Annotated in this window: 13 protein-coding genes; 6 read left to right on the forward strand and 7 right to left on the reverse strand. The window is 63.9% G+C overall.

Annotation, left to right across the window (positions count from 1 at the left end; genetic code table 11):
• The first annotated feature begins 225 nt into the window (after window positions 1–225).
• Window positions 226–357 (forward strand): hypothetical protein, encoded by a 132-nt coding sequence (locus B2V17_RS02165; protein ID WP_292994668.1) that lies wholly within the window; start codon window positions 226–228, stop codon window positions 355–357.
• 9 nt (window positions 358–366) lie between these two features.
• Here B2V17_RS02165 and B2V17_RS02170 read toward each other — a convergent pair whose 3' ends face one another.
• Window positions 367–1290 (reverse strand): hypothetical protein, encoded by a 924-nt coding sequence (locus B2V17_RS02170; RefSeq protein WP_292994670.1) that lies wholly within the window; start codon window positions 1288–1290, stop codon window positions 367–369.
• Between the two features lie 2 nt (window positions 1291–1292).
• Here B2V17_RS02170 and B2V17_RS02175 point away from each other — a divergent pair, with 2 nt between their 5' ends.
• The gene (locus B2V17_RS02175) at window positions 1293–3089 is read left to right on the forward strand and encodes an asparagine synthase-related protein (RefSeq protein WP_292994672.1); all 1797 of its coding nucleotides are present in this window, start codon (window positions 1293–1295) and stop codon (window positions 3087–3089) included.
• On the opposite strand, the gene B2V17_RS02180 is transcribed toward B2V17_RS02175, so the two are convergent.
• Together B2V17_RS02180 and B2V17_RS02185 are read right to left on the reverse strand one after the other, a co-directional pair.
• Window positions 3090–4277 carry a putative 2OG-Fe(II) oxygenase gene (locus B2V17_RS02180; RefSeq protein ID WP_292994674.1) on the reverse strand — a complete coding sequence of 396 codons (1188 nt, stop codon included), beginning with the start codon at window positions 4275–4277 and terminating at the stop codon, window positions 3090–3092.
• A gap of 51 nt (window positions 4278–4328) precedes the next feature.
• Complete coding sequence (locus B2V17_RS02185; RefSeq protein ID WP_292994676.1) at window positions 4329–5411, reverse strand: CaiB/BaiF CoA transferase family protein; 1083 nt, start codon at window positions 5409–5411, stop codon at window positions 4329–4331.
• 370 nt (window positions 5412–5781) lie between these two features.
• Between B2V17_RS02185 and B2V17_RS02190 the strand changes: the two genes are divergently transcribed.
• Window positions 5782–6696 (forward strand): UDP-2,3-diacylglucosamine diphosphatase, encoded by a 915-nt coding sequence (locus tag B2V17_RS02190; protein WP_292994678.1) that lies wholly within the window; start codon window positions 5782–5784, stop codon window positions 6694–6696.
• On the forward strand, window positions 6696–7778 hold the full coding sequence (locus tag B2V17_RS02195) for a glycosyltransferase family 4 protein (protein WP_292994680.1): 1083 nt from the start codon (window positions 6696–6698) through the stop codon (window positions 7776–7778). Before B2V17_RS02190 ends, B2V17_RS02195 begins: the two co-directional genes overlap by 1 nt.
• A 139-nt stretch (window positions 7779–7917) precedes the next feature.
• On the opposite strand, the gene B2V17_RS02200 is transcribed toward B2V17_RS02195, so the two are convergent.
• From B2V17_RS02200 to B2V17_RS02210, 3 genes are all read right to left on the reverse strand, one after another.
• Window positions 7918–9780, reverse strand: coding sequence for an AMP-binding protein (locus B2V17_RS02200; protein ID WP_292994682.1), 1863 nt, complete (start codon window positions 9778–9780; stop codon window positions 7918–7920).
• Between the two features lie 172 nt (window positions 9781–9952).
• On the reverse strand, window positions 9953–11671 hold the full coding sequence (locus tag B2V17_RS02205; protein WP_292994684.1) for an MFS transporter: 1719 nt from the start codon (window positions 11669–11671) through the stop codon (window positions 9953–9955).
• A gap of 21 nt (window positions 11672–11692) precedes the next feature.
• The gene (locus B2V17_RS02210; RefSeq protein ID WP_292994686.1) at window positions 11693–13111 is read right to left on the reverse strand and encodes a DcaP family trimeric outer membrane transporter; all 1419 of its coding nucleotides are present in this window, start codon (window positions 13109–13111) and stop codon (window positions 11693–11695) included.
• A 204-nt stretch (window positions 13112–13315) separates the two neighbouring features.
• Here B2V17_RS02210 and acs point away from each other — a divergent pair, with 204 nt between their 5' ends.
• Both acs and B2V17_RS02220 read left to right on the forward strand, forming a co-directional pair.
• On the forward strand, window positions 13316–15253 hold the full coding sequence (gene acs, locus B2V17_RS02215) for an acetate--CoA ligase (RefSeq protein WP_292994688.1): 1938 nt from the start codon (window positions 13316–13318) through the stop codon (window positions 15251–15253).
• Window positions 15254–15272: 19 nt separating this feature from the next.
• Entirely contained in the window at window positions 15273–15902 is a 630-nt protein-coding gene (locus B2V17_RS02220) for a LuxR C-terminal-related transcriptional regulator (protein ID WP_292994690.1), read from the forward strand.
• Here the strand turns inward: B2V17_RS02220 and B2V17_RS02225 are convergent.
• Entirely contained in the window at window positions 15879–19220 is a 3342-nt protein-coding gene (locus B2V17_RS02225; RefSeq protein WP_292994692.1) for a hybrid sensor histidine kinase/response regulator, read from the reverse strand. The genes B2V17_RS02220 and B2V17_RS02225 overlap by 24 nt on opposite strands.

Genomic DNA, 19220 nt, shown 5'->3' on the forward strand with positions numbered 1-19220 from the left:
GTGCCTGATCGACACACACCTATCAATTGTGAACGTTCACCTAAATGATAACGTTCACTTCGTCAAGGGGCTGAGCCTTGGTTTTGCGGCCACGATGATGCCACCCCGGATCCTGGACGCTCAACTCTGACTAACAGAATCGTTGCATTAGCATGGCGGACAATGTTAATGCCGCGCGGGTTCGCAAATTTCCTGCAGTTTCTTTATGGATAGGTAGTCGCCATCATGACCATGAACGCACCCAAGACCTGGATCGAGCCGGAAGTGACCGAACTTGAAATCGAGGAAACCCATGCTTTCCCGAATTTGGGTGCGGACGTCGGCGGCAATCCTGCTCCGGACTGCCAGCGCTCATAAGGCATGGCCCTAGCTCGCCAGACCAACAATGTCGGTCGGCGAGCCAGGTAAATCCAATAATTCCAGTGGCTCGAGCTCGCGGTTCAGGATCGCGAGTCCGCCGCGCAATCCGTCACGCAGGTGACGCTCGCTGAAAATTGATAGGCCAACAGCCAGCATCTCGCCATTGAAGGCGAGCGCGCGGGTCATCATGCTGTCATGTACCTTGGCACGGCGGCCATCCGACGCGATGATTTCTCCGCTGGCCGAGGCAGAATGCCAAAGCGTGCCGTGCGAATCGGTCAACAGGTCGTGGCACTGGTGGCCTTCGATGAAGCTGCGTTCGGTGACCTGCCATTGGTCGTCTAGCCAGGCCAGCTCGCTCCGCTTTTGTGGAATCGCCTTGCCATTGTGCAGCATAAGCACCAGCCGACCGCCGATCCGGCCGATTGAGTTGATGTGGAGATAGGCCCCGCTACGATCATCCGGCGAAGCAATCGGAAACGGCCGTTTGATGTCAACCGGCGCGCCGCCGAGCGAAAAGCGCAGCACGGCCTGGTTGGCCGTATCCACAACACAGATCAGATCGTCGATCACCCGAACCTGATGGCAATTCCCGTCAAGTCCCTTAGCCAGCACCATTGCCTCGCCCAGCTGTCCACCTGCCAGCCCGATCCGGATCAGCCGACCCAAATTGAGTGTGCGGTCATGGCGGCCGCAATTTTCGAACAAATACAAGCTGTCACGATCGCGGCAGATGCCAAAGAACCAACCGTGGATGAGCGTCTTCCATTTACCCGGCGCAGCTGCGAAAACCCCGTTATGCGACGCCACAATCCATCGCCACCCAGATATGTCGTGATCGACGATCCGCACGCTATCGGTTTGGTAAGAACGCGTTGCCAGCGCCTGGCGGATCGCGCGCTTGGCATCATGATCGAACGCGGCTGACATCGATGAATCCTTACCAGCATGGCCAAAGTGCGCAAGCTGCCGGGTCGGGGCTCCGCCGCAGCGGGGTCCATGGACTGTTCCGTCTTGATGAAGGGCCAATCGATCCGGACGATGCGGTGCGGTTGGGGCTGGATGCGGTTCGGTCGGGGGCGGGTATCCTTGAAGCGTTTGATCCGGTCGAGCCCTGGGCCGGCACATCGGCGGTCGAAGATGCTTGTACAACTTGCCTGGCCGGCTGGATTGACGATGCCGCAATGATCGCGGAACGGCTTGGCCTCTCACCGGGCAGTTCGCCGGCCCGGATCGCGCGCGCCGCACTCGATCGATATGGCGCTGAAACACCGCTGCAGCTGAGCGGTGAATGGACCTTGCTGCAATGGGATCGGCGTGCAGGCCGCGCCGCGGTCACCATCATGGCCTCGGCAGCACGGCGCGATCCGGTGCTCTATGCACAGGCCGGAGCGCGCCTCGCGGTTTCATCGGATCTCTATGCACTGGCCCGGATCGGCTGGGTTGACAGCGAACTGGATGAGACCGGCCTGCTTGCAGGAATGGGCCGTCCGGCTGCGCGGGCCATGGCCCCAGGGCGAACGATTTATCGCGGCGTGGCCCGGCTCGGTCCAGGCCAGGGCCTGGTCTTCCGGGCTGGTGCCTCACCAAAGGCGCTCCATTGCGATCCTTTGGCCTTGCCGCCGCCCTGGCCGGGCACTGCAGAAGAGGCCTTGGCTGAAGCAGAGGCCTTGCTGCGCCAGATCATGCGGGAGCGGATCGCTCGGGCGGGATCGGCGGCGATGCTGCTTAGTGGCGGGCTCGATTCGACCCTGCTGAGCTGGGCTGCGGCGACAGAAGCTGATCCAGCCTCAAACCTCATAACATTCACTTCGGCTGCACCGCCAGGCTGCGCTGTGCGCGATGAAACCAATGAAGCGCGGTTGGTGGCAGACAGCCTTGGCCTCGCCAATCTGCCGATTGTTGTTGGTCCGGAGCACGACAGCTATCGCCCGCCCGCCAGAGTCCTTGCGGGGGCCAATGGACCGCCGCTTGGCAACCGTCATTGCCTGACCGAGGCGTTCCAACAGGTCGCCCGGCAGCACGGGATCAACCTGCTTGTCAACGGCACCTATGGCGAAGGCACGCTGACCGCCCGGCTTGAAAAGCCAGGGCCGCTTTCCATAATACGCAGATTTGCCAAACGCCTGTTGGGCAGGACTGAGGGTCCGTCCTTGTTGCAGGCGGGTGACTGGTTCCATGTCCAGCTTGCAACGCACAGGCTGGCAAAGCTGCCGCCGGAGCTAGCGGCCAGGCCGGAGCCAGCCAAGCCCGACGCGCACCATGGACAGTTTGGATTCCAACCTGTCGCGGCGAAGGCGCTGGCTCACCCCAACGCTTTTTATGCCGGCGCGGTGCGCATGGATTTCCCCTTCCGAGACCTGCGCCTTTTGCGGTTCTTCGCCGGTTTGCCCACGGGCACTGTCAGTTCGTTGGGCGCTGATCGCGGGGCCGCGCGGCGCATGTTGGCTGGGCGGGTTCCGGCCGCAATAGTCGATCGCCGTGCGGGCCGCCCGGCCGATCCAGGCGGTTATGATCGTCTGCAGCGCCAGGCTCCTACTGCCCGCGCACGGATCGCGGGTTATCGCAAGGCCGGGCTCGATGCGTGGTTGGACCTGGACTGGCTTGAGCTGGAACTGACCCGCGTCGCAAGCCATGGGGTCAGCGGAGTCGATCAGGCAAATCGGACGCAGCTGACCGCGATGACAGCGGAATATCTGCAGTGGTTGCAGGATGGCGCAAAGTCCTGATCAGCCGGGTTCCAGGTCAAACGCCATGCAGATCCGCCGCCCCTGTTGCCCGTGCGGGTAAGTCCGATGATAAGCGTGCGAGGGAAAGAGCGCGAGCATGCCCGCAAAGGGAGGCACGATCGTTTCTCCGAACGATGCGGCCGCCTCTGCTCCGGCCAGGCGCGGCGGCACCCCAAAGGCCAGGCTGCCGGCCCGGTCTTCACTGCCAGCGCCAAGGTCGGGAACCGCGATGTAATAGCCCCCGCTCATCCAGCCCGCAGGGTGGTTGTGCCATTCTTCATAGCCGTCGGCTTCGGTCATCACGCACCAGCTGCGCATGACCAGCCGCTCCGGCCTCGCCGCCACCCAGGGATGGTCGATGACTTCCAGCTCGGCGACTCTACGTGCCACTTCGCCGGCGATCCGCCGGTGCAGCACGTCAAAGGCCGGTGATCCGGCGCGTTGCGGGTGGTCGACCCGCATTGTGCCGCGCGATGATGTGCCGTGCCGCCCTTCGCGCAGGTCCGGATCGGCCTCCGCTTCGGTCTGCAAGGCCGCATTGAAAGCGTCAAGATCGGGCCAGCCCGCAGGCGTTGGCAAGGTGGTTGTGTGGACCAAGTCGATCCCGGAGAGTTCGCGGGCCACCTGGTGATCGCCCATCCGGGCCTGACCCAGCATCCGTGCGCCCAGCCAGCGAGGGTGCGATGCCCCCGCAAGGACCATCTGATCTGCCAGGTCGATCACGGCCGCTCCTTGTCCCAAATGGAGCAGCCTGTCGGTAAAGGTTCGGAAAGCCCCGTGCTGGTTCGGGTTTGCCGTGATGATCTGGCGAAGCAGATCCAGACCCTGGTCATCCCGTCCCAGCCGCAACAGGGCCCGTGCCCGCGCTAGCATGGCCTGTTCGCGCTGACCCGGCGTCTCGGCAATGGCAACAGCTTGTGCGGCCAAGGCCTCGGACCGCTCCGCATCGCTTGCCGCGTTCCTCGCCAGCAGGATCCGCGCAAGCAGCAGGAGTTCCCGCCCCGAAACTCCGGTCGTTGAATCGCCCAGGATTGCAGCCGCCTCTTCAAACAGGTCGCGATCGAACAGCAAGGCCGCCAGTTGCTCCTTCAGCATTGCGGATTGCGGTTGCCGCGTGATCGCGCTGCGCAGCACCTCAAGCCGCGTCACGGCCGCAACGGCCAGCGCTGGGGGAACAAGCACTTCCATGTCGGCGCTTCTTCGCCGAACCGGAGGTTGCGTCAAGCCGCTATCGGGGCCTTAGCAATCGGCGTCCAGTTCGGGCGCGGGGCGCGGCTCCCAGCTTTCGCCCGCAAAGCGGATCGCCGGGCCAATCATGTGCCCGCCGCCAGCCTCGACCAGCAGACCGCGCTCGGCCACATGGGGCTGATCCAGCGCCTCGCGGAAATCGAGCACTGGGGCAAAGGCGACGTCCTTGTCTGCAAACCAGGAGACCCATGCGTCGCGGGTTTTGCCGCGGAAGGTTTTACGCAGGAAGGCGATCAGCTCGTCCTGCTCTCCGGCCGGGCGCTCCGCGATCGGGTAGAGGTCCATCCGGCCCAGCGCCCCCAGCAGGTTGGCCGCAAACTTCAGCTCACGCCCGCCCAATACCAGATGGCGGCCATCGGCGGTTTCATAGACCTGGTAGAACGCTGCCCCGCCCAGCGAGCGCTGGCTGGCGGAGCGCGGCGCTTCGCCCCCGGCAATCGCCGACCCGGCGGTATGGGCGCACCACGGCAGCAGGCTGTCGAACATCGCGCAGTCGATATAGTCGCCCTTACCGCTATGCTCGCGGCCGAGCAGCGCCATCAGGGTGGCCGACAAGGCGGTCAGGCCGGCGGCCATGTCCGAGGCCGCGACGCCGGGTACCACCGGTGCGCCACCGGGTCCGTCGTTCACCGCCATGAACCCGGCGAGGGCCTGGGTCGCCATGTCGTGCGCCGGGTGGTGCGCCATCGCCCCGGTCTGGCCGAAGGCGGAGATCGAACAATATACGATCCCCGGATTGCGCGCCGATACCGCGGCATAGTCAAAGCCCAGCCGCGCCATCACCCCGGGGCGGAAGCCTTCGACAAACACGTCGGCTCCGTCGATCAGGTCCCACAGCCGCGCCCTGCCGGCCTCACTCTTGAGATCAAGCGCCAGGCTTTTCTTGCCGCGGTTGAGGCTGCGGAACCAAACCGATTGCCCGCCTTCAAAGGGCTCCTGTTCGCGGGCTGGGTCGCCCCCAGGGCTTTCAACTTTCCATACCTCGGCACCTTGATCGGCCATCATCACGGTCATCATCGGGCCGGGCAGAAAGACTGAGAGGTCGATAACCTTGATGCCAGTTAGTTTGCCCATCGGCGGCGACCTTTCTGTTGCAGATGATATCGGCAGGATGGGAATCGGATTGCGCCGATCGAGCGTCAAAGCAAGTCCCGATCTTGCAGATGCGAGCTCTGATACTCGATCGCAGCCGGCATCGGTTGTTGGTCGACTGCGGCATGATGCACCGCGAAACAAGTGCTGAGGGTAAAGGCAGCCTGGATGGGCAACTGACCGGTCCTGGTGGCAAGAACGAACTCTGTGCAAATTCGGATCTGGCCGAGGCCGGACCTGAACGGCTTGCGAAGTCTATGCCGGGATGTAACCGAACTGACTCTGAACTGTCAGCACCGCGCAACCTTGAGCGCCTATCCGGGCCTCGGATCGAAGCCGCCTGGAGTGGGCAATGCAGATCGGTGACTTGCTGGTGCTCGGCACGGAAACAGATCCGAAAGGAGCGACCCCGGCTTGGCTGAGCCTGCCTGAGCCACGGGGCTTCCGGCCAAAGCGCAAGCACCGGACCGTATGGATTTCAGACGTCCACCTCGGCACCCGTGGCTGCAATGCCGCCATGCTGAATGACTTCCTCCATTCGATCGAATGCGAGACGCTCTATCTGGTCGGCGACATCATCGATGGCTGGCGGCTGCGCAAGGGCTGGTACTGGCCCGATGCGCACAACGAGGTGATCCGGCGTGTGCTCAAGATGGCGCATCGCGGCACCCGGGTCGTCTTCATCGTTGGCAATCACGACGAAATGCTGCGCGAATATGCCGGCTTCACCTTCGGCGGGGTCGAACTCGCGCTCGAAGCCATCCACGAGACGGCGGACGGCCGCCGCCTGCTGATCACCCACGGCGACAGTTTCGACGGCGTCGTGCTCTATGCCAAGTGGCTCGCTTTGTTGGGAGACAAGGCCTATTCGGTGCTGCTGCGGGCCAATGTGCTCGTCAATGCCGTGCGGCGGCGGCTGAAAATGCCCTACTGGTCGCTGTCCGCCCATCTCAAGAAGCGCGTCAAGAACGCAGTCCAGTTCGTCTGCGCCTTTGAGGAGGCCGTCGCACGCGAGACTACCGAACGTGGACTCGACGGGGTGGTCTGCGGCCACATCCACTGCGCCGAAATCCGCCGGATCGGCGAGATTACCTATTATAACGATGGCGACTGGGTCGAAAGCTGCACGGCTCTGACCGAAGACATGGCCGGCCAGATCGCGATTGTGGACTGGGCCGCCGAATGCGCGGCGCGATCCAAACCGGGCGCCAGCCCCCCTGTACATCCGCCCAGGCCGACCCCGGCCCGCCAACTGGAGAATGCCTGATGCGCATCGCCATCGCTACCGACGCCTGGTTCCCCCAAGTCAACGGTGTTGTCCGCACCCTCGCTGCCACTGTCTCGGAACTCGACCTGCGTGGCTACGAAGTCGAAATGATCACGCCCGAGCGGTTCCGGACCATTCCGATGCCGGGCTACGGTTCGATCGACCTGGCCATCGCGCCGCGCTTTTCAGCCCGCAAGCTGCTCAAGGCCTTCCAACCCGACGTGGTCCATATTGCGACCGAAGGTCCGATCGGCTGGAGCGCACGCGGCTGGTGCAAATCGCATGGCGTGCCGTTCACCAGCGCCTTCCACACCCGCTTTCCAGACTATGTCGCGGTTCGGACCGGGATTAGCGCGGAGCATTTCTGGCCGATCTTCCGGCGTTTTCATCGCGATAGCCGGGCCGTCCTGGCGGCAACTCCCAGCCTTGAGCGCGAACTGAACGCGCGCGGGATCGGCAATGTCCGCCGCTGGACCCGCGGCATCTCGCATTGGCAATTCCGGCCCTATGGCGAAATCCATCCCGGTATGGTCGACCTGCCGCGGCCGATCCTGCTCAATGTCGGCCGGGTCGCGCCAGAGAAGAACCTCGAAGCCTTCCTGTCGCTCGAAACCCCTGGTACCAAGGTTGTAGTCGGCGATGGACCGGCGCTCGACATGCTGCGCAAGCGTTATCCGGACGTGGTCTTCCTGGGGGCGCTTGGCGGCGAGGATCTCGCCAGTGCTTACCGAGCCGCCGATTGCTTCGTTTTCCCGAGCCTCACCGATACCTTCGGCCTGGTCGTGATCGAAGCCCTGGCCTGCGGATTGCCGGTCGCGGCATATCCGGTTCCCGGCCCGATCGACATTCTGGGCGAAGTAGGACGGGGGGGTGACAACGACTTCCCCGCCAGGATCGGTGCCGTCAACGCTGACCTCGGCGAAGCGATCGCCTGCGCCCTGCAAGTCGATCGCAAGGCCACAGCCCTGTTCGCGCAGCGCTTCACCTGGGAAGCCGCGACCGATCAGTTCCTCGCCGCTGTCCAAGGCGCGCTCCGCTCGGCTGATGTGCAGAGCGACGAACACGCCATGCTCCTTGCCTAGGGTAAGCACTATGTGAACCACAAAACGATGAGAGGCATCACTTTAGTCTGGCCGAAGCGACTTGCTGAACAGGCCAATCGAGCCGACAAACCCGTGGCCGCGATGGTTTGCGAGAATCGTGATGCTGGCGGTGCGGCGATCAGATGGCAGCCGCAATTGCTGCCGGAACAGCCGGATCCTCGATCGTCGGCGGGATCGTCCAGTCTTCGCCGTTGACGATCTTGCGCAGCAGGTTGCGCAGGATCTTGCCTGAGCGGGTCTTGGGCAGGCCCGGCACGATGTAGGCGGTCTTGAGCGCGGCAACCGCGCCCAGTTCGCGCCGCACCGCCGCGATCACCGCAGCGTGCAGCGCCGCCGCATCGTTTACCCCCGCCCGCGCCACTACGAAGGCGACCGGGATCATCCCCTTGATTGCATCGTCGGCACCAATCACCGCGCATTCGGCAACGCCATCGGTGGCGGCGACGATCTGCTCCATCTGCCCGGTCGAGAGCCGGTGCCCGGCAACGTTGATGATGTCATCGGTGCGGCCCATGATGTTGAGGAAGCCCTCGTCATCGAAATGCCCGGCATCGCCGGTTTCGTACCAGCCGGGGAAAGTGGCGAAGTTCTTCGCGAAGCCGGCCGGGTTGTTCCACAGCGTGCGAAAGGCACCGGGCGCAAGCGGCTCGCGGATCGCGACTGCACCGCTCTGGCCTTGCGGCACCGGCTGGCCATCCTCTCCCAGGATCGCGAACTCATAGCCCGGCACCGGAAAGCCGGCGCTGCCGCGCTTGCGGCGCAAATCGCCCAGCGCAAAGCAGGTCGCGACCCCGGGCCAGCCGAGTTCGGTCTGCCACCAGTGGTCGATCACCGGCAAGCCGCTGTGCTGTTCCAGCCAGGCGATCGTATCAGGATCGGCGCGTTCGCCAGCAAGGAAGATGACGCGGCAATCGCCGGTGCCGATCTCTTTCAGGAACTTCGCCTCGGGATCTTCCTTGCGGACCGCGCGGATCGCAGTCGGCGCGGTGAAGAAGCTTTTGACGCCGTGGCGGTCAATGACTCGCCAGAAGGTGCCGGGATCGGGAGTGCCGACCGGTTTGCCCTCGAACAGTACCGAGGTCGCGCCAGCGATCAGCGGGCCATAGACGATGTAGCTGTGGCCCACGACCCAACCCACGTCGCTCGCCGCCCAGAACGGATCGCCCGCACCAATCCCGTAAATGTTGGCCATCGACCAGGCGAGCGCAACGGCGTGCCCGCCATTCTCGCGCACCACGCCCTTGGGCATGCCGGTCGTGCCCGAGGTATAGAGGATGTAGAGCGGATCATCCGAAGCCATTTCCGCGCAGGGCGGGATTGGATCAGAGGCAGTCGCGGCGCGCAGCTCCATCCAGTCATGCTCGCCCGGCGCCAGCGCGGCGGGCAGGCGATCACGCTGCATCACCACCATGTCGCCCACCTTGTGCGCGGCAAGTTTCAGCGCCTCGTCGACCATCGGCTTGTAGGCAATGGTCCGCGCGCCTTCGATCCCGCAGCTGGCGGTGAGCAGCACCTTGGGCGCGGCATCGTCGATCCGCTTGGCCAGTTCGAGCGGAGCGAAGCCGCCGAACACCACCGAGTGGATCGCCCCCAGCCGGGCGCAGGCCAGCATCGCGAAGACGGTTTCGGGGATCATCGGCATATAGACGATCACCCGATCGCCCTTGCCTACGTCCAGGCGGGCCAGCATCGCCGCGACCCGGCAGACTTCCTCGTGCAGTTGGGAATAGCTGAAGCGCCGGACCGTATCGGTCACCGGGCTGTCATAGGCGAGCGCGACCTGATCCCCCCGCCCTGCGGCGACATGGCGATCGATGCAGTTGTAGGCGGTGTTAAGTGTGCCGCCTGGAAACCAGCCGCGCCGCTCGTCGTAGGCTTTTTCTGGCGGCATGATCCAGTCGATCGCCTCGGCCGCACGGGTCCAGAACCCCTCGCGGTCCTCGATGCTCTCGCGCCAGGCAGCCTGATAGGCTTCACTCATCGCACCGGTCCCCTCTTGTTCGTCATCACACTACCGCCGCGAGCAGGCCGACGCGATAGCCTATCCATTGCCATAAACAGAACCGGAGCGAGGGCCGATGCTGCATCGCCGTCGCTCCGGGTCAAGGTTTGGGACGCGCCGCCAGGGTGTGCGGTCGCGCGTCCCGGGGAGATCAATCGTCGATGTTGCGCTTGAAGGTTTCCGGCAGGAACAACAGCCCGGCTACCACCGTAAGACCGGCGATCACGATCGGATACCACAAGCCATAGTAGATATCGCCAGTGGCTGCGACCATTGCGAAGGCCGTGGTCGGCAGGAACCCGCCGAACCAGCCGTTGCCGATGTGGTAAGGCAGCGACATCGAGGTGTAGCGGATCCGGCTGGGGAACAGCTCCACCAGCAGCGCGGCGATCGGGCCGTAGACCATGGTCACCAGCAGCACCAGATAGGTCAGGATCAGGATTACCATCGGCTTGTTGATCTGCGCCGGATCGGCATAGAGCAGCAGCTTGGGTGCCTTGGGATCCTTGGCTGCAGCCGGGTTTTCCTTCACCGGATAGCCGGCTTCCTTCAGCGAGCCGATCACGTCGCCGCCGAACTTCTTGATCGCGGCGGCCTTGTCGTCGCCGGTCAGGACGTTGGGATCGGGCGCGGCGATCACTTTGTCGCCGATCGTCACGCTGGCGACGGTACCGGCCGGGGCTTCGACCGTTTCATAGCTGACCGCGTTCTTGGCCAAATAGGACTTGGCGATGTCGCAGCTTTTGCTGTCGAACTTGTTCTTGCCCACCGGATCGAACTGGAACGAGCAGTCATTGTCGTTGACGGTCACCTTGACCGGGGCCGAAATTGCCGCCTGAGCCATCGCCGGGTTGGCGGCATTGGACAGGGCGTGGAACGCCGGGAAGTAGGTTACCACTGCCAATGCGCAGCCGGCGAGGATAATGTACTTGCGGCCGATCTTGTCCGACAGCCACCCAAAGACGATGAAGAACGGCGTACCGATGGCCAGTGCGATCGCGATCAGGATATTGGCGGTCGCCCCATCGACGAGCATCATTTTCTCGAGGAAGAACAAGGCATAGAACTGGCCGGTGTACCAGACCACGGCCTGGCCGGCGACCGCGCCGATCAGCGCGATCAGCACCCAGCGGGCATTCTTCCACTGGCCGAAAGCTTCGGTCAGCGGTGCCTTCGAGGTGGTGCCTTCATCCTTCATCTTCTGGAACACCGGGCTTTCGGCGAGCTGCATGCGGATCCACATCGAAACCGCCAGCAGCACGATCGAAACCAGGAACGGAATGCGCCAGCCCCAATCCTTGAAGGCGGCTTCACCCATCCAGGTCCGGGTGCTGATCACCACCAGCAGGGCCGCGAACAGGCCAAGCGTGGCCGTGGTCTGGATGAAGCTGGTGTAGAGCCCGCGCTTGTTGTTGGGTGCGTGTTCGGCCACATAAGTCGCCGCACCGCCGTATTCGCCGCCCAGGGCGAGGCCCTGGATGAGGCGCATCACGATCAGCAGGATCGGGGCGGTCACCCCGATCGAGGCATAGCTGGGGAGCAGGCCGACCACAAAGGTCGACAGGCCCATAAGCCCCATGGTGACGAGAAAGGTGTTCTTGCGGCCAACTAGGTCGCCGATCCGACCAAAGAAGATCGCCCCGAAAGGCCGGACGGCAAAGCCCGCCGCAAAAGCTGCCAGCGCGAAGATGAATCCGGTCGTCTCGTTCACGCCCGAGAAGAACTGGGCAGAGATGATCGAGGCCAACAGGCCATAAAGGTAAAAATCATACCATTCGAAAACCGTGCCGAGCGACGAGGCGGTTATGACGAGCTTTTCGCTCTGCGTTGCCTCGTGATGCTTGGGCATGGCGTCATAATTCGTAGCCATTCCACTCTCTCCCTTGTTGTCTCAGAAGCTGTATTTCGCGACCACATCGATGCGGTCGGTCGATCCTTCGGCGCCGTTCACCAGTTCGCGTTCCCCGTGACGATATTCGACCCCTAGGTCGACGTTCTTCATCGGCGAATAGAACAGGTTCGCGGCTCCGCTCCAAGCTTGCTTGTTAAAGGTACCGACGTTGGCCAGTGTCAGGACATCCGCGTAGTCGACGTTCTGGTAGCTGCCCATCAGGTTGACACGCACACCCGGGGCCACTGGCACCCGCACAGCACCGATGATCGCCAGCAGACTTGCGGATTCGAGACGGTTCGTAGCCGGTACATAGACAGCGTCGGGCGCGAAGTTCAGACCGACATAACGGCCGATGTTGCGGCCATAGGTGACCAAGATCCGGGCATCGCCGGTCTTTGCATCATTGAAGAACAGCTTGCCGCCCAGCGACACGCCGAACCCGCCGGTGCTGGCAGAAACACCCAGATTCTCCGTCCGCACCTGTCGCGCAAGCAGTCCAAGCGAGAACTCGCCACCCTTGCCGCTATGGGTCAGCCGAGCGGCAACGTCCGGCAGACGATCGTCGCCGTTTTCGGTCAGAGTGGCCGAACCGATGCTGGCCGTGCCGCTTTCCGGGTTCTCGATCCCAAGGTGCAGCGTCGTCCCCTTGCCCAACGGCGCGCTGTAGCGGATCAGCGGCTGGCGGACGAAGACTGTGCCCTCTGCGCCGCCGACATAGTCAGTGCTTTCCGGCAGCGCCCCGGTGTACTGGAATGTGGTCCAGTCCTGCCCGAAGGTCCAGCGATCGACCTGCATGTAGGCGCGGCGCAGCGCCGGATTATAGCCGTTGGTAGTACGCTGCGAACCTTGCGTACCGGGCGAAGTCTGGAAGTCGAATTCGAGATAGCCCTTGACCGCGTGGCCCGAGATTGCCGTATCGAGATTGAGCCAGAAGCGCGATTGCTTGGCGGTAAAATCGGTATCGTGTGCCGCCGGCTGACCACCAGTCGGGATGGTCTGCGGCAGGTAGAAGTCGCGGCCGAGCGAGTTGGTCGCCACCTCACCGTCGCTGTAATGGGTGCTCGAACCGATCAGCTTGATATAGCCGCCCAGCTTTATCGTGGTGCTGCCGGACTTGAAGCCGTCGGCCGGGGCCGGAGTGGGCGTCGGTGCCGGTTTTGCTTCGAGTACCGCGACGCGCTTGGTGGCTTCGGCAGCCTGGCCTTCCGCAGCCGCAGCGCGGGCTTCGGCGTCCGCTGCCCGTTGCTTGAGCTTGTCATTCTCGGCGCGGGCCGCATCAAGATCGCCCCGCAGGCCCTGCATCTCGGCCTCAAGCTTGTCGAGCCGGGCTTCGACCGAAACCGGCTTGGCCCAGGCGGTCTGCGGCGCAATCAGCGCCGAACCGGCCAGCAGGCCACCTAACAATATTCTTCGCATCCCTCTCATCGTCCCCTCTCCTCTGCGACCCGGATTTCGATTCCTGGGTTGCCGCAAGCATGGCGGGTGGAGAGGCCAATAAGCAGAGCGATCTAGGTCTTAGCACTACGACCTTTGTCTATGCTCGCTTCGGCCCTCGGCATTCGCTAGGGATTGAACAAAGGCCTTCGCGGCTGTGAATCGATCTTGGAAGAGGAGGCTCTGATGGGCGAAGCGATCTATCCGGTGCCGGCGGATTGGGCCGAGACTGCGCTGATCGACGAAGCGCGCTACCAGGAAATGTACCAGCGCTCGATCGACGATCCCGAGGCCTTCTGGCGCGCCGAGGCGCAGCGGATTGACTGGATCAAGCCGTTCACCACGGTCAAGCAGACCAGCTTTCACGAAGCCGATTTCGGGATCAAGTGGTTCGCCGATGGCACCTTGAACCTGTGCGCCAATGCGCTGGACCGGCACCTGGCCGAACGCGCCGACCAGATAGCGATCATCTGGGAGCCGGACGATCCGGCCGACGCCGGCCGCAAGATCACTTATGCCGAGCTCCACGCCGACGTCTGCCGCTTCGCCAACCTGCTCAAGGCCAGGGGCGTGCAAAAGGGCGACCGGGTCACGATCTATTTGCCGATGGTGCCCGAAGCGGCGGTGGCGATGCTGGCCTGCGCGCGGATCGGGGCAATCCATTCGATCGTCTTCGCCGGGTTCAGCCCCGAGGCGCTGGCCGGCCGCGTCCAGGATTGCGACAGCCGGATCATCCTGACATCCGACGAAGGCCTTCGTGGCGGCAAGAAGGTGCCGCTCAAGGCCAATGTCGATGAAGCGCTCGCCCATTGTCCTGGCGTCGAGACGGTAATCATGCTGCGCCGCACCGGGGCCGATGTGACCATGGTGCCGGGTCGCGACGTCGATTGGGCGGACGCTTCCGCGCAAGGCCCCGATTGTCCGTCCGAGGAAATGAACGCCGAAGATCCGCTGTTTATCCTCTACACGTCAGGCAGCACCGGAAAGCCCAAGGGCGTGCTGCATAGCACCGGCGGATACTGCGTTTGGGCCTCGATCACCCACCAGTATGTGTTCGATTACCGCCCCGGGCAAATCTATTGGTGCGCCGCCGACATCGGCTGGGTCACTGGCCATTCCTATGTCGTCTACGGCCCGCTGATGAACGGCGCGACCACGGTGATGTTCGAAGGCGTGCCCAACTTCCCCGATCCCAGCCGGTTCTGGCAAGTGGTCGACAAGCACCGGGTCGAGATCTTCTATGGCGCCCCCACGGCGCTTCGCGCGCTGATGCGTGAGGGCGACGACTGGGTGACCAGGACCAGCCGCAAGTCGCTGCGCCTGCTCGGCTCGGTCGGCGAACCGATCAATCCCGAGGCGTGGGAATGGTATCACAAGGTGGTCGGCGAACGCCGCTGCCCGATCGTCGATACCTGGTGGCAGACCGAAACCGGCGGGGTAATGATTACCCCCCTGCCCGGCGCGACCGCGCTCAAGCCCGGCTCAGCCAGCCGGCCGTTCTTCGGGGTAAAGCCCAAGCTGGTCGACAACGAAGGGGTCGATATCGAAGGACCGGGTGACGGATGCCTGGTGATCACCGACAGCTGGCCAGGCCAGATGCGGACCGTCTGGGGCGATCACGAGCGCTTTTTCCAGACCTATTTCTCCACCTTCAAGGGGCTGTACTTCACCGGCGACGGCTGCCGCCGCGATGCCGACGGATACTACTGGATCACTGGCCGGATCGATGACGTGATCAATGTTTCGGGCCACCGGATGGGCACCGCCGAAATCGAATCCGCGCTGGTCGCACACGCCAAGGTTGCCGAGGCCGCGGTGGTTGGCATGCCGCACGAAATCAAGGGTCAAGGCATCTATGCCTTTGTCACCACCAACGCCAATATCGAACCCGATGAGGCGCTTCGCAAGGAGCTGGTCCAGTGGGTCCGGCACGAAATTGGCCCAATCGCCACGCCCGACGTGATCCAGTTCGCTCCCGGCCTGCCCAAGACCCGCAGCGGCAAGATCATGCGCCGGATCCTGCGCAAGATCGGCGAGAACGACGTTTCGAACCTGGGCGACACGTCTACTCTGGCCGATCCTTCGGTGGTCGATCACCTGCTCGCCAACCGGCCGAACGCCTGAGCTGGCCGGGACCGGGGCGTTGAGCGGTACGGTCCTGATCGCGGATGATCATCCGCTGTTTCGCCAGGCCCTGACCCTGGCGGTTCAGCGGGTCGCTCCGACGGCGAAGCTGGTTGAAGCCGGGACACTGGCTGCAGCCGCCCGCGCGGTAAGCGAGGCGGCGGACCTGCGGCTGATCCTGCTCGATCTCAAGATGCCGGGTGCAATCGGCTATTCAGGGATCGCCCTGCTTCACGCCGAGCGGCCCGAAGTGCCGATCCTGGTCGTTTCAAGTGCCGAGGGTGAAAGCGCCGCGCAAGAGGCGAGAGCCTTCGGAGCGATCGGGTTCCTGCGCAAGGATGCCGATCTGGCAGCGATCGAGGCGGCGATTGGCCGGGCGTTGAACGCCGCGCCGCCGACCTCCTCGCCTGCTCCGTCCCGGCCCGAAGATGCCGTGCGCCAGACTGTGGCCGGCCTCACACCGACACAGCTCAAGGTCTTGCTGGCCGTGCTGGAAGGCCAGCTCAACAAGCAGATCGCCCATTCGCTGGGGATGAGCGAGGCCACCGTGAAAGCGCACATGACCGCGATCATGCGCAAGCTTGACGTGCGCAACCGCACCCAAGCCGCACTGGTCGCCCGCTCGCTAGGGCTCGACCTCAAGCATTGACACTTCGGCGAGGAACCGGGCGATCATTGCCGGATCAACCGGCTTGGCCAGGATCGACACTCCCATTTGCCGCGCGCGTGCCGCCATCGCCTCTCCGGATTCGGCCGTAACCAGCCGCGCCGGAAGCCCAGGGCGAGCTTGCCAGATCGCTTCGATCACGCTGAGCCCTTCTTCCCCGTCATCAAGTTGGTAGTCGGCGAGAATGGCATCCGCAGCGCCGCAATGCGCTAGCGCTTGGTCCCTCCCGGAAGCGCCAAGCGGACGGTGCCCAAGGCCTTGCAGCAAGGCGCTGGTGGCTTCGACGATCCGAGGATCGTTGTCGATCACCAAGACTGCCAGCGAACGGGCTGGCTCGGCGTTGAGCGAGGCAGCTGGCCGCGGTGTGCCGATAACGGCATCCCCCACCGGCAGCGCAAAACTGAACCGGCTGCCTCGCCCGGGCTTCGACGCAACGCTGATCCGCCCGCCGAGCAATCGCGCAATCCGCTGGACCAGCGCCAGACCGAGGCCGAGGCCCTCCTCCTCGACATCGCCAAGCCGGGTGAATTCCCCGAACACTGCATCAAGCTTGTCGGGTGCAATGCCGACCCCGCTATCAATCACGTCGATCCGCCAATTCTGGCCCCGGCGCCTGACCCCGACAACGATCCCGCCGCTCCGGGTATAGCGCACCGCATTGGTCAGAAAATTCTGCATAACCGAGCGCAGCAACGCCGGATCGGTCACGACGCTCCCTGGTGCGGGCCCCAGCCGCAGGGTCAGCCCCCGTTCTTCCGCCAGCGGTCGCAGGCTGTCGGTCAGGTCGACCAAGAATTCTTTCAGGTTGACCGGCTCGGGGCGCGGCTGGACGCCTCCGGCATCGAGTTTCGAGATGTCGAGCAAGGCCCGCAGCAGGTCTTCAGCCGCAATGATCGCGCTTTCGACGCGGTGGACCAGTTGCCGGGGTTTGTCATCGACTTCGCGGTCCAGCGCAGCGGTAAACAGCCGGGCGGCGTGGAGTGGCTGGAGCAGATCATGGCTGGCCGCCGCGAGAAAGCGCGTCTTGTCCGCATCGCTTTGCGCCAGCAGCCGGTTCACTTCGGATAATTCGCTGGTACGTTCAGCTACCCGGCTTTCCAATTCGTCCAGCGTCCGCCGCAGTTCCTCGCGAACCCGGGCTTCCTCGGTAATGTCGGTGAAGCTCATCACATAGCCGCCGCCGGGCATCGGGCCGCCCACGGTCTTGATCACCCGCCCGTCATTGCGGCGGCGCTCGAACGAATGCTCCAGCCCGCGCCGCAGGTGGCCGAGCCGCTTCTGGACGTGGAATTCGGAGTCTCCAGGGCCGAAATCGCCGCGTTGGGCATTGTGCTGAAGCAGGTCTGCGACTGGCAGGCCTGTCCGGACCATACCAGACGGGTAATCGAACAGTTCGAGATAACGCGAGTTCCACGCCACCAGGTTCATCTCGGCATCGACCACGCTGATGCCAGCGTCGATATTTTCGAATGTGGCAGCGAGCAGCTGCCGTGAGAAACGCAGGTTCTGCCCGCGCTCATCAAGCAGTCGGGCAACTTCGGGCAAGCTCATCGTCCCGCCGGCCAGTGCCGAGGTCACCAAGGTGCGGGCCGAGGAAACCCCGACCACGCGGGCAATCAGCTCCTGCGCGTGCCGGGCCGATCGGCGATCCACCGGCTGGCCGATCGCCACATCCTGAAATTCCTGCTCGGCCCGTTCGCGGCCGATGAAACTTGCGGTCAGTTCGACCAGGCTGGGCATGTCGCTGATCGTGCGCTGTGCGCGCAGGAACCGGGGCAAGGCCGGCGCGCGGATTCCCTTGGCCGAAAGCGCGAAAAGTACCAGCAGGTTCACGCCGAGGCTCCAGAAAACCCCATGAACCAGCGGGCTGGCTGATCCGACCCCGAACAGCTGCAGCGGGTCGGCCGGACTGCCGCGAAGCTGTCCCAGCCATGCCGGGGGCAAGATCGGCGGCAGCGCCAGGGTATAGGCCCACAGCACCAATCCTGCTGTCAGGCTGGCGCGGGCGGCAAGCGGATCGCGGCCCCCGCCGTTTGCCGCCAGGATCAGGTGCGGGGTGAACTGGGCCATCGCGGCGAAGGCGATCAGCCCGATCGAGGCAAGCGAGTTCGAGGCTGAAACCAGCATCGCCCAGGCCAGCGCCAGCAGCATGATCGCCAGCACGGAAAGTCGCCGCACCAGCAGCATTCTGGCGCCGAGGGCACCGGCGCGGCGCCGCACGTCGTCGCGGAGCAGGGCCGGGAAAACCAGATGGTTCGAAATCATTGTCGCCAGCGCGGTGGCATCGACGATTGCCATCGAGGCTGCCGCGCTAACACCGCCCAGCAGTGCCAGGATCAGAACAAGCGCGTCATCTCGGGCGGCGGGCAGGGCAAGCACGAAGCTGTCGGGTGGTGCCGCGGTGCCAAGAACGCTGATCCCGGCCAGCGAGATCGGCAGAACAGTGATTGCCATGAGCCCGAGATAGCCGATCAGCCCTGGCCTGGCGCGGCTGAGATCGCTCGGTTCGCGCGCTTCGACCAGGCCCATGTGAAATTGCCGCGGCAGGGCGATGATCGCCGTGGCGGAAATCAGCGCGATAACCATTGTCTCGAGCGCGATCCGTCCTGGCGCGAACTGCTCCGCCAGACCGCCCAAAGCCTGATTGAGTTCAGCCGGACGTAGATCTTGCAGAACCGAGATCGCCAAAATGGCAACGGCCGCCAGCGCCAGCAGCTTGAACAGCGAATCGACCCCGATCGCATAGACCAGACCCTCGCTTCGTCCTGCGACTTCATAACGGCGCGCCCCGAACAGGATCGCGAACAGGGCAAGCAGGATGGCCGCGATGACCATCGCCGGAAAAGTAACCTGCTGGCCCGAAACAATCGACATGGCATAGCCGATCGATCGCAATTGCAGAGCGACATAGGGGATCGAACCAAGCAGCGCGATCATGGTGACGAGCCGGGCAACCCCGACATCGTGGCCGAACCGCGCCGCGATAAAGTCGGATACCGTGGTCGCCCGTTCCATCGCCACGGCTTCGGACAGGCGCTCGATGAAGCGTGGCGCAAAAAGCAGGAACAGGATCGGCGCAAGGTAGATCGGCAAATAGTTCCAACCATCGCGGACCGCGCTGCCCACCGCGCCGTAAAAGGTCCAGCTTGAGCAATAGACGCCCAAAGCCAGAGTATAGGCCAAATGGCGCCACGCAGGACGCGCCTGGAACACCGCCGAACGCCGCTCGACCAGGGTCGCGAGCGTGAACAGCGCTGCGATCAACGCCAGTGTCGCAAATGTTGCAGAACGCAGGTCCAC

The organism is Novosphingobium sp. UBA6272, from assembly GCF_002440635.1.
In the GTDB taxonomy this organism is placed as follows: Bacteria; Pseudomonadota; Alphaproteobacteria; order Sphingomonadales; family Sphingomonadaceae; genus Novosphingobium.